This is a genomic window from Actinoplanes sp. NPDC020271 (assembly GCF_044388125.1).
Lineage (GTDB): Bacteria > Actinomycetota > Actinomycetes > Mycobacteriales > Micromonosporaceae > Actinoplanes.
This window is the reverse complement of the sequence record NZ_JBIRWQ010000024.1, coordinates 73533-84618: the sequence shown is the minus strand read 5'-3', so window position 1 is coordinate 84618 and position 11086 is coordinate 73533. Positions and strand designations below refer to the sequence as shown.

The following is an 11086-nucleotide window of genomic DNA, read 5'->3' as shown; positions in this document are numbered from 1 at the left end:
CCTGGCGCATCGAACCGGGCGGTCCTCACGGTTTCACCTGCTTGATCTCGGTGCGCAGGGCGTCGAGCCGAGCGGTGGTCGCGTCGATCCAACGCAGGTCGGCTTCCAGGTGGAACAGGGCGTGATCGGCGAGCATCTTGTCGATCAGCCCGCCGGACTGCTTGATCGAGGTGAGCTCCCGCATCCGGCTCAGATGGGTGCGGCGCTGGCCGTCGAGGTAGGTTTCGGCCGGCCGGTCCAGCATCAGGGCCAGGACCGTCTTGGTGAACAGGATGCTCTGCAAGTGCGGCTCCGGCGCGACCGGATCGGTCAGCCAGGTGTTGACCTCGGTGGCGCCCTGCTCGGTGATCACGTAGCGCTTGCGTTCTGGGCCATCGCCCGGGGAGACCTCGTCCATCACGACCTTGCCGTCGCGGGAGAGGCGACTCAGTGTCGCGTAGACCTGCCCGAACGGCAGTGACTTGCCGACGCCGAAGAAGGTGTCGTAGTCGCGTTTGAGGTCGTAGCCGTGGCTGGGGGCGCGTTCGAGCAGGCCGAGAAGGGTGAGTGGGACGCTCATGCCCACTAACTATACGCCGGAGGTATACCTTGCGTATATACTCATCCTCCGCTTCACTTCATCGACCGATCGAATATATACGTGGAGTATACCTTCAGCGTACATTCGAGCTCTGGGCCGCCCTTCGACGAAGAGGCACCGCCAGCACCATCGACCGCCAGGAGGATCGATGAACAACCCACTGAGCCGCAGGCGCCTGCTCGCCGCCGCCCTCGCCACCGGGATCGCCGTGCCGCTCGCCGGCGCCCGGGGAGAGGCGGCCGCCGCGGCGCCCGGCCCGGCCCGGCTCACCCTGCCCGTGCCGACCGGGCCGCACCGTATCGGCACCGTGTCCCTGCACCTCGCCGACCGCCGAAGGGACCTGATGGTCAGCCTCTGGTACCCCACTGGCCGCGACACCCGCCGTCACCCGCCGGCGCCGTGGATGTCCGCCGCCCCGCTGCGTGCGCTGCTCGAGGCCAACGGATTCGACCCGGACATCGCGACGGCGCCCCGCACGGCCGGTCACGACGGAGCGCCGGTGCTGCGCACGAGCGGCCGGCTGCCGGTCGTCGTGTACTCGCACGGCGCCGGCGGCCACCGGTCCGAGACCACGATCGCGGTCCAGGAGCTCGCCAGCCACGGCTACCTCGTGGTCACGGTCGACCACGCCGACGGGTACACCGAGTTCCCCGGCGGCCGGCTGGCCGTGCCCGACGACGACATGCCGGTCACACCGTGGGATCACACCGACGACATCCGGTTCGTCCTCGACCGTGTCGAGGACCTGGCCGCCGGCCGCAACCCCGACGTCGACCGTCATCCCCTGCCGGCCGGCCTGGCCGCGGCGATCGACCTTCATCGGATCGGGATGTTCGGCTGGTCCAAGGGCGGCACTGCCACCGCTCTGGTCATGAACACCGACCAGCGCGTACGTGCCGGGCTCAGCCTCGACGGCCCAATGGCGTCGCAGCCGCCGGTCGCCGGCTTGGACCGGCCGTTCATGCTGATGACCGCGGAATTCACCCGCGCCGCCGAGCCGAGCGTCGAAAACTTCTGGTCACAGTTGAGCGGCTGGCGGTTGAACGTAGGCGCCGTCGGCGCGCGGCACGGCGGTTACTGCGACCACCAGTGGCTGATCCCGCAGTTGGCGACGATCGCCGGGATGAGCGACCAGGACCTCGCCGACTGGATCGGCACCCTCGACCCGGCCCGGGCGGTGCGGATCCAGCAGGCGTACCCGCGCGCGTTCTTCGACCGGCACCTGCGCCGCGGAGGACATCTGCTCGACCGTCCGAGCCCGGCGTTCCCCGAGGTCCAGTTCCTTCCCTGACCGACAACGATCAAGATGACGCCGGACGGGAGTGGCGGCCAGCCCGCTGCCTCAGACGCCGTCGAACTGGTTGAGAGTGGTGGCCAAAGTCGTCAGTGCGGCACTGCAGTCGGCTTGGCTCGGGTGGCCGGCGCGCAGGGCGGTCAGGACGTCGTCGATCTGCCCGTCGAGGGTGTGCCATTTGCTGGAGTCCCGGGGTTTAAGGCCGGCCTCGGCGTCGTCCCACGCCACTTCGAGGTCCTTGACGCGGGCCTTGCCGCCGGCCAGATCGCCTTTGGCGACTTTGGCTTGTACGTCGGCGGTGATGGTGGCGAAGGCGGTCAAATTGCCCAGACGGGTGGTGGGGTGCACAACCTTCTTGGCCGGGGCGGCCGCGCCGCCAGTGGTGCCGGTTCCGGTTGACTTTGATCCGGTCGTGCTGGCCTGCTGATCAGTGACCTGGCCCGCGGTGGGCGTCTCAGTGCTGCCGGTGTGGGTGATGCTCAGGCCCGTGCCGACGATCGCGATCGCCAGGGCAGCGGCGCCGGCCCAGGTGTAGTCGGCGCGGTGCCCGCCCAGCGGGCCCTGGCCCTTGGCCGCCACCCCGTGCCGGTTGGCCAGCAGTTGCTCGCGGACGACCAGGATCACGATCACGGTGAAGAACAGCAGGCTGGTGGCGCTGGCGCCCAGGTCGAGGCCACCGAAGTCCTTGGCCTGGGTGAGCAGGTCGCCCAGGGAAGCACCCAGCGGGCGGGTCAGGACGTAGGCGATCCAGAAAGTGAGCACCAGGCTGGCGCCGTACCGGGAGGCCAGCCAGGTGACCAGGATGAGCCCGGCGAAGATGATCGTGCCGGTACGGAAGCCGAGGCTGAGCGCTTCGGTGGCCAGGTCGCCGGAGGCGGTGCCGAGCGCGAACGTGGTGAGGATGGCGCCCCAGTAGAACGCTTCCCGGCGCGGAGTGTCGATCGAAGTGATGGCCAGGGTGCGTTCCTGGCGGTACCAGACGGCGAAGACCACGGCGAGGATGACGGCAAAGACTGCGGTGCTCAGGTACAGGCTGATGCCGAGAGTGTCGGTGAAGAAGTCGGTGATCTGGGTGCCGACGATGCTGACCAGCACGACGCACAGCCAGTAGATCCACGGCGTGTACTGACGGGTCCGGAACTGGACGACGAGCGCGGCGGCGAGCACGGCCATCATCAGCGCGTCGGTGACCAGCGGGCCGAGCCCGACGTTCACGGTCAGGTAGTCGGCGAACGTCTCCCCGACCGTGGTCGACAGGATCTTGATCACCCAGAAGGTCGCGGTGATCGCCGGGACCTTGGTGAGCCAGGCGCGGCCGGTGCGCGTGGCCACACCGCTGGAGTAGGTCATCGTTTCTCCCGAAAGTGCGGCGCGGAGTGGGTCGGCCGACACGATGCAGGTGCGGAGCTGAGATTGTCCTGAAGACCACTACCGAGCGGTTCCCGGTTTCACCAGATGCCTGAGCCCGATTCTGATATGTGGCGCTTCACTGGTCAGGAACTTGCCGCTGCCGGGCGTTGGACTTGCGGCGGGCTCGCAGCAGCTCGATGCCGACCGGGATCACCGACAGGGCCACGATACCGATCAGGATGAACTCGATGTTGGCTTTCACGAAGGCGATCTGGCCGAGGAAGTAGCCGAGGATCGTCACGCCGCAGCCCCACAGTGTGCCGCCGGCGACGTTGTAGACCAGGAATCTGCGGTAGTGCATGTGGCTGGCCCCGGCCACGATCGGCGTGAACGTCCGTACGATCGGCACGAAGCGCGCCAGGACGATCGACCGGGCGCCGTACCTGGCGAAGAACTCCCGGGACCGGGCGAGGTTCTCCTGCTTGAACAGCCGGGAGTTGGGTCGGCGGAACAGGGCTGGGCCGAACCGGCGGCCGAACAGGTAGCCGAACTGATCACCGGCGACCGCGGCCACCGAGACGAGCACGCACATCAGCCACAGGGGCTGGTGCAGGTACGTGCCGCCGGCGATCAACAGGCCCGCGGTGAACAGCAGCGAGTCGCCGGGCAGGAAGAACCCGATCAGCAGCCCTGACTCGGCGAACACCAGGGCCAGGATGCCGATCAACCCGAACGTGGAGATCAGCCATTGCGGTTCGAGGAACGAGGGGCCCAACGCTGAGCTCATGGAACGACGGTCCTCTCCCGCGGTGTGTGCACCGCACGTGCCCGGTATCAGGCCCCGCAAACTACAGAATGTAGGAAAGCGGCGGTACGGGTCGTCTTCAGCGTTTCCTCAGGGTGCGCCCGCCACCCTGCCCGGAATGACGACTGACGTACGCCTGGGGCGTGCTCGTGCCGCCGGCCTGGTCAAGGTGCCCCAGGTCACGGCCCTGTTCTGGATTATCAAGGTCCTCACCACCGGAATGGGCGAGACCGCGTCGGACTTCCTCGCGCACACGCTCGCGCCGCCGGTGGCGGTCGGTCTCGGTGCCCTCGGTCTCGCTGCCGGCCTGGCCGCGCAGCTGTGGGCGGCCCGTTACCGGGCGGGCATCTACTGGTTCGCGGTGGTGATGGTCAGCATCTTCGGCACGATGGCCGCCGATGTGCTGCACGTCGGTCTCGGCATTCCCTACGCCGCGTCCACCGTGGCGTTCGCCGTAGCGCTGGCTGTCATCCTGTTCGTCTGGCACCGCACCGAAGGCACCCTGTCGATCCACACGGTGACGGCCGGCCGGCGGGAGCTTTTCTACTGGGCAACCGTGCTGGCGACCTTTGCGCTCGGCACCGCCGCCGGTGACTTGACCGCCGCCACGTTCGGCTGGGGGTACCTGGTCTCCGGGATCGCTTTCGCCGCGGCCATCGCGATTCCCGGGCTCCTTTTCCGGTACGGGATGCTCGGGCCGGTCGCCGCATTCTGGGCCGCCTACGTGATCACCCGGCCGCTCGGCGCCTCGTTCGCCGACTGGATGGGCGTGCCGGCTTCCCGTGGTGGCCTGGGCTGGGGCACCGGCCCGGTCACCGCTGCCTGGGCCGTCGTGATCGTCGCCTTGGTCGCCTACCTGGCCGCCACCCGCCGCGACGCGCAGACAGAGTCCTGAACCGCTGCTCACAGATGGAAGTCGGACACCATCGAGGCTGTGGTGCGGGCGCAGCCCAGCGGTGCCAGGCGCAGCAGTTCTTCGATGGTGAGCAGCGTGGAGCAGTGGTCGTGCGGGTGGTTGCTCGTCACCTGGTGGGTGTGCGGGGAAATGACCAGGGTGGGGATGTGGTTGTCGGTGGCGGAACCCTCGTCCCAGGTGACGATGATGACCAGGCGGCCCGCGCGGTAGTCGGCGCCATTCAGGATGCGGGGCAGCCAGTGGCGTAGCCAGGTGTCGCCGGCGGTGACGCCGCCGGAGGTGCAGGCGGCGGCGCCGTGCATGTCGTGGCAGCTGTTCGGGATGACCAGCGAGTAGTCGGGCAGCGTGCCGCTGGTCAGGTCGCGGGACAGCCTGTGCAGGTCGACCTGGCCGATCGCGCAGGCGCGGGACTCGCTGACGTAGTAGGGCACGGCGGTGTGGCGTACCAGGAAGATGCCTTTGCGGTCGTTCTTGCGGGCGCAGGGCCCCGGCAGGTCCTCGGCGTAGTTGCGCCAGCGCCGGTGGGCGGCGTCGAGTTGCGAGAAGATGTTCGGGCCACTGATTCGGTGATGATCGGGGCCAGCGTCGTCGCAGATGCCGGCGGTGCTGCCGCTGGTGATCAGAATGTACGCGGCCAGCGACGGGCAGCCGACCGGGTAATTCGCGGTCATCGCGGTCGCGGTGCCGTACGTGCGGGCGACCGTGTTGAGATATGGCGCGTCGGCGTTGCCGATGATGTCAGGATAGCTGCGGTTCTCCTCGACGATCAGCAGCACTTTCTGCCGGTCGACGGAGGCGGCGGAAGCGGTAGTCGCGGGGGACAGGCACATCATGGTCGCGATGGCGGCCGTCAGAGGTCGCCGGAATGTGGCAGGCAAGATATCTCCAGTGTGCTGGGCTACCCACCCACTTCAACTCATGTGTACGGAAAAGCTACGTTCTTCGGCTTCTGGTCTTTCAGCGAGTCCTCAGCTATTCGGTGACGTCGTTGACCTTGACCCCGATCGTGCTTGGTTCGCGTCCTAATCGCGTGATCGTCGCTGGTACGGGCCGGCTTGATGGAGACACCCGGGCGGAGGCCGCCGACCTCACTCGTGCGAGGGAACTCGGCTGGCTCGGCCGTTTTCCTTCGGGTGCACAGAGCCGTCCTTATTATGTTTTCCGGTCATATGTCCAGCATTGCGGAAAGGGCAGGATCACTCATGGCTCAGCCGTCCGGGCCGTCGGACAAACCGCAGGCCTTGCACTCTTCAGGGGGCTTACCGGCAAACGTCCGGGCGGATCAGGTACGCGATCTCGTGGCGAAGGTGCCGGCGGTGACGATCGGCTTCTGGGTCGTCAAGGTCCTCGCCACCACGCTCGGGGAGACCGGTGGTGATTCCCTGTCGATGTCGATGGGTCTGGGCTACCTGACGAGCACCATGATCTTCGCCGTCGTGTTCGTGGCCGCGGTGCTGCTCCAGATTCGGGCGGCGGCGTTCCAACAGTGGGTCTACTGGTTCACCATCATCGCGACCACGACGCTGGGCACGACGATCGCCGACTATGTCGACCGGGACCTGGGCGTCGGATATCCCGGCGGCACCACCATCCTGATCCTCTGCCTTCTGGCCTCCTTCGGCCTCTGGTACCGCACGACCGGCACGATCGCGGTGACCAGTATCCAGACGCCCCGCACGGAGGGCTTCTACTGGCTGACCATCCTGTTCTCCCAGACGCTGGGCACGGCCCTGGGGGACTGGACCGCCGACACGATCGGACTCGAGTACACCGGTGGGGCTCTGCTGTTCACCGCGCTGCTGGCAATCCTCGCCGCCGCGTACCGGTGGACGCGGCTGTCGCACACACTGCTGTTCTGGGCGGCGTTCGTGCTGACCCGGCCCTTGGGTGCCGTCGTCGGTGACTTCCTCGACAAACCCGTGGCCAAGGGTGGCCTCAACCTGGACCGCTACGCCGCCTCCGGCGTGCTGCTCGTCGCCATCGTCGCGATCCTCGCGATCCGCAGGCAGCACCCCGCAGCGCGGCCGCACTGAACCACCGGCAAGCCCGACTCGCGGCCCGGCATCGCTTGTCGCGAACGTTCAGGCCAAGCCCGGCGAGTAAGCCCAGGTGGTGGCCAGATGTACGTCCGGGGTGCTCATCGCAAGGTCGTAGTCGTCCACTCGCCACCCCCGGCGCAGAAGCTCACCGAGCACAGGGTGTGGGCCGGGTAGCCGGACGGTGCTCGGCGTGCCGCCGAGCTCTACCAAGGCGGCGATGACGGCATTCTGCGCCGGGCCGGAACCTGCCAGATGTGTCAGCTCGTTGTGGCGGCCGGCGCCGGCCGCCACAAGACGGTCACCTTCGTGCACCAGAACACCGGTATCGCCCAACGCTGCCCAATACCGGTAGTCCGCAGTCCGTTCCGGGCTCCCGCTCAGCCGGGCGTCCGCGGCGGCAGCCTGATCAGCGCTGACCAGCGTCGCGCGAACGGCGGGATCGGCCGTCAGCTGCCGCGGGTCGCCGGTCAGATAGAGCAGCGGCCATCGGGGCATAAGTCCGGCTCTGGCGTACAGGGGGAGCGCGGCGGGGTGCCGGGAACTGAACGTGAACCGTCCCGGTGCTGCCGGTTGCCCGGGCCACAACGCCCGCAGCAGGCGCCCGCCGACTCCCCGTCCATGGTGATGCGGATCGACGAACAGGTCGCTGAGCAGTTCGCCGACCGGCGTGTGCCGTGTCGCCCCCCAGCCGAGCATCGACCTGTCCGGCCGTACGGCGACCATGGCGGATCCGTGATCCAGCAGCAGATTCGTGTACCGGGCATCGGCCCCCGAATCGGTCGGCGGCTGGCCGGCGGCCAGTGAAACCGCCGCGATGGCGTCCAGGTCCAACGTCGTAGCGCCACGAATGAGCACCTCAGATGGCGGTGTCATCGGCCCTCAGCAATCGATGAGCCGAATCGTGGCACAGCCGGAGTCTGAATGCATCTGTCAATGATTGCAGCAAGCTCATGGCGACAGTCCCACGTCATCCCGGCAACGCCGCGGTCTCATCGATCACTGAGTGACGAAGGCGGTGTAGTACAGGCCCATTACGACCGTGCTGCCGCTGGTGTTGTAGTCCTTTTCGGTGGCGGCGAGCAGTTCGGCCTTGGCGGTGTCGCGCCCCTGGGCGGTGGACAGCGCGGCCAGTGTCTTGCCGGTGTAGACGTCGAGGGCGGAGTTGACGGCCTGGGCTGGATCGACGGCGGTGGTTCCGGAGTCCGAGGTTTGCTGGATCGCGAAGTTCAGCTTCAGGTAATGGCCATCGGCCAGGTTCACGGTGATCGAGTCTTTGAGTGGTGTGACGATGCCTTTGGTTGGCGCGGCCTGCGCCGAGCTTCCCGACATCGCCACGTAGCCACCACCGGCGCCTCCGAGGACGGCGAGCACCGCAGCGGCGATGAGGATGATCTTCTTCTTCGACTTCTTGGTGGTAGCGGCTGTCGCGTCGTTGTCGTTCTTGCTCATGGGTTCTCCTCGTGAAGGGTGCTCCGACGTGTGGTCGGAGCAGTTGCTGCCGGGGTAGCGGTGGTGGCGGTCCGGCGACGTTTCCCGGTGATCAGTGAACTGGCGACGTCGGCGTCAGCGGACGGTGACGGCAGTGGAGCGGCCGATCATGGTTTCTTGGGTGACGCCGCTGATTCCGTAGGTGACCATGGTGTGCACCGCATCGACCCAGACCTCGTAATGGATCCCCTTGGCGAGACCGGTGATCGTGGTTGTCAAGGTGTTACAGGTGTGGGTCGTGGCAACGGTGGTCCAGGCCGTGGGTGCGCCGTTGTTCGGGATAGCGGCGACCCGGTAGGTCAGCACGGCGGGGTCGCTCAGATCGGTCCAGTGCGCGGTGATCGTGCCGGTACCTGCGGTGACCGTGACCGGGATGCTGGTCGCCGGGCCGAGCATCGGGGAGCAGTTCGCGGGAAGGCGGACCGAGTGGCTGGCCGCAGGTGAGGCGGTATGGGTGTTAGAGGGGATCGCGAGATAGGCGCCGGTCGTGGCGGCCACCGGGTGGTACGCGCCCGGTGCGACCTGGGCGGGGGCCACGGTGGGCTTCGCCGCGGTACCGGTGTGCCAGGCCGAGGACAGCGGTGCCGGCGTGCCGGCGGCGCTGGCGGTCGTGGTCGTGCCGGCGGCGCAGGCACCGCTGCTGAGCACCGCGACGCCCGCGGCGGCCAGCAGGATCATCTTTCGTACGGACATGACGGTGGCCTTCCGGCGGAACATGACGGTGTGACGCTCGCAAGAATCGGCTGGCGCCGCCCGTGCTGAAAAGTTCCCTGCCGCGCCGCGACAGGGGCTCCTCAGCGTTCTTTCAGGTCTCGTCTCGGCGCCGTCGGCCACCACGCAGTGTCGCAGCGCAACTTTCGTTCGGAGCGTGGCCGGCAATGACAGCCCAGGTCGGGGTCAGCGCCAGTCGAAGTGCTCGCGATGGATATGACGGGGCAGTACGCCGGCGCGGCGGAAGCGGCGGGCGAACGTGTTCACCATCGGCGCGGGCCCGCACAGGAAAACGGACACCTCCCGCGGGTTTGCTCCGGTGAGGGCGGCAAGGACGTCGGCCCCGAGGTATCGGCCGGTCGAGGAGTCATGCAGGTGTACCCGTACGTTGCCGTGGCCTTCGGTGATCTCCCCGATCTCGTGGGCATACGGGGCGGCGCCGGTGGCGCTGTAGTAGAAGTCCACGTGGGCGTGCAGCCGGTGCTCGTCGAGAGAGCGCAGCCAGCTCAGGAACGGTGTCACCCCGATGCCGCCGGCGATCCAGATCTGCCGTGCCGTGCCCCTGCTGTGGTTGAAGCGTCCGTGCGGCCCGCCGACTATCGCCGGCATGCCGGGCACTACCAGGCTCTGCATCGCTTCGGTGTCGTCACCCAGGGCTTTGATGGTGAACCGTAGGACGTCATCAGCCGGCGCACCTGAGATCGTGAACGGGTGCCGGCGCCATCCGTGGCGTCCTTCCAGGAACAGCATGGCGAATTGTCCCGGTACGAAGCGCAGCGGCCGCCCGACCGGCGACAGGGCCAGTTCGGTGATGCCCGGCCCGACCGCCGTGACCGTACTGACCTGGTAGTCGTGCAGCGGAAGCAGATACCGTGCGACGGTCTCCCGGTACAGGTAGAAGGCGAGGCCGGTGCCGCCCGCTACGAGATAGGTCCAGCGCAGCGCCGGCGTGCCGAGCACGGTGGCGTCCAGCAGGCCGTGCACGAATGCGGCGGCCAGGAACAGCCCGGTGAGCCGGTGCATCGCCCGCCACCGCTCGTAGCCGCCGAACACCAGCCGCAATGCGGCCGCGAGCCGCCGGCCCGTAACGCTGCTCCCGGCCGCGCGCACGGCCGTGACCGTACGCGCCGGCAGCCAGCCCAGCATGGCCCGCCAGCGGGGCTGGACCGCCCAGACCGAGAGCGCCGCCAGTCCCCACACGCCGATCTGGGCGAGCGGCCCGCCCACGCCGCCGCCCTGGTGACCGGTCATCGCATTCGCCGGTGGGCTGGCCCCGGACTCGTGATGTCCCTGCGAGAACAGGATGTGCGGGATCAGCAGCAGCATGCCGGTCACCGCCAGGCGACGGTGCCAGACGGCGGTCTTGTCGATCCCGTCGAACCACACCTCAATCAGGGGAAGCACCGAGATCAGCACGAGCGCGACCGCCATCAGCAGAATCGCCTCGGCGCCGGCCAACTGCCCGAGGAACGACGCCCAGCCGGAGCCCTCCGGCCCGAACGCCACCCACAGCACCGCGAAACCGCCCGCGATGACAGCAACACCCGCCGGGCCCACCCATCGCGCCGGCGGCAGCAACCGCGACAGCGACACCACCATCGGGCGTGCCAGGACACTCACCCTCACGACCATGCCACCGGCCGCCCCCACACACCGGCCTTCCCGCGTATTGAGCGATGCCGTGGCAGGCCCGACGCGCCAAGCACCCACCGGCGGCACCCTGACGACGAACCTGGAAGCCGACGCGTTGCGCCCAGACCTCGACCAGTTCGAGAGGCCGCCGTTGTTTCCGAGCAGGGCGTCAACGACAGCAACTGGCCGACACCGCATTGCTCACCGGCACCGCCACGACGAGCACTCAACTAGCCCGGCCCGGTGCCGAACCTGTTCGCTGTACCCGGAC

General features: G+C 68.1%; 11 protein-coding genes. 3 read left to right on the top strand and 8 right to left on the bottom strand.

Going from position 1 to position 11086, the window contains the following annotated elements; genetic code table 11:
- Window positions 1–25: 25 nt before the first annotated feature.
- Window positions 26–559: a PadR family transcriptional regulator gene (locus tag ACH442_RS37030; RefSeq protein WP_396342760.1), complete on the bottom strand. Its 534-nt coding sequence runs from the start codon at window positions 557–559 to the stop codon at window positions 26–28.
- Between the two features lie 169 nt (window positions 560–728).
- On the opposite strand from ACH442_RS37030, the gene ACH442_RS37025 reads away from it, so the two are divergent.
- The gene (locus tag ACH442_RS37025) at window positions 729–1871 is read left to right on the top strand and encodes an alpha/beta hydrolase family protein (RefSeq protein WP_396342759.1); all 1143 of its coding nucleotides are present in this window, start codon (window positions 729–731) and stop codon (window positions 1869–1871) included.
- Between the two features lie 51 nt (window positions 1872–1922).
- Here ACH442_RS37025 and ACH442_RS37020 read toward each other — a convergent pair whose 3' ends face one another.
- Both ACH442_RS37020 and ACH442_RS37015 read right to left on the bottom strand, forming a co-directional pair.
- Complete coding sequence (locus tag ACH442_RS37020) at window positions 1923–3224, bottom strand: hypothetical protein (protein WP_396342758.1); 1302 nt, start codon at window positions 3222–3224, stop codon at window positions 1923–1925.
- 136 nt (window positions 3225–3360) lie between these two features.
- A complete protein-coding gene (locus ACH442_RS37015) occupies window positions 3361–4011 on the bottom strand; it encodes a DedA family protein (RefSeq protein WP_396342757.1) in 651 nt (216 codons plus the stop codon).
- A gap of 136 nt (window positions 4012–4147) precedes the next feature.
- On the opposite strand from ACH442_RS37015, the gene ACH442_RS37010 reads away from it, so the two are divergent.
- Window positions 4148–4924: a hypothetical protein gene (locus ACH442_RS37010; protein WP_396342756.1), complete on the top strand. Its 777-nt coding sequence runs from the start codon at window positions 4148–4150 to the stop codon at window positions 4922–4924.
- A gap of 8 nt (window positions 4925–4932) precedes the next feature.
- On the opposite strand, the gene ACH442_RS37005 is transcribed toward ACH442_RS37010, so the two are convergent.
- Complete coding sequence (locus ACH442_RS37005) at window positions 4933–5823, bottom strand: alkaline phosphatase family protein (protein WP_396342755.1); 891 nt, start codon at window positions 5821–5823, stop codon at window positions 4933–4935.
- Between the two features lie 438 nt (window positions 5824–6261).
- On the opposite strand from ACH442_RS37005, the gene ACH442_RS37000 reads away from it, so the two are divergent.
- Window positions 6262–6978, top strand: coding sequence for a hypothetical protein (locus tag ACH442_RS37000; RefSeq protein ID WP_396342754.1), 717 nt, complete (start codon window positions 6262–6264; stop codon window positions 6976–6978).
- A 48-nt stretch (window positions 6979–7026) separates the two neighbouring features.
- Here the strand turns inward: ACH442_RS37000 and ACH442_RS36995 are convergent, their stop codons facing one another.
- The 4 genes from ACH442_RS36995 to ACH442_RS36980 all read right to left on the bottom strand — a co-directional run bounded on the left by ACH442_RS36995 (window position 7027) and on the right by ACH442_RS36980 (window position 10803).
- Window positions 7027–7857 carry a hypothetical protein gene (locus ACH442_RS36995; RefSeq protein ID WP_396342753.1) on the bottom strand — a complete coding sequence of 277 codons (831 nt, stop codon included), beginning with the start codon at window positions 7855–7857 and terminating at the stop codon, window positions 7027–7029.
- A gap of 123 nt (window positions 7858–7980) precedes the next feature.
- Complete coding sequence (locus ACH442_RS36990; protein WP_396342752.1) at window positions 7981–8433, bottom strand: flagellar basal body-associated FliL family protein; 453 nt, start codon at window positions 8431–8433, stop codon at window positions 7981–7983.
- 114 nt (window positions 8434–8547) lie between these two features.
- Complete coding sequence (locus ACH442_RS36985; protein ID WP_396342751.1) at window positions 8548–9165, bottom strand: hypothetical protein; 618 nt, start codon at window positions 9163–9165, stop codon at window positions 8548–8550.
- 204 nt (window positions 9166–9369) lie between these two features.
- On the bottom strand, window positions 9370–10803 hold the full coding sequence (locus tag ACH442_RS36980) for a hypothetical protein (protein ID WP_396342750.1): 1434 nt from the start codon (window positions 10801–10803) through the stop codon (window positions 9370–9372).
- Window positions 10804–11086 lie beyond the last annotated feature (283 nt).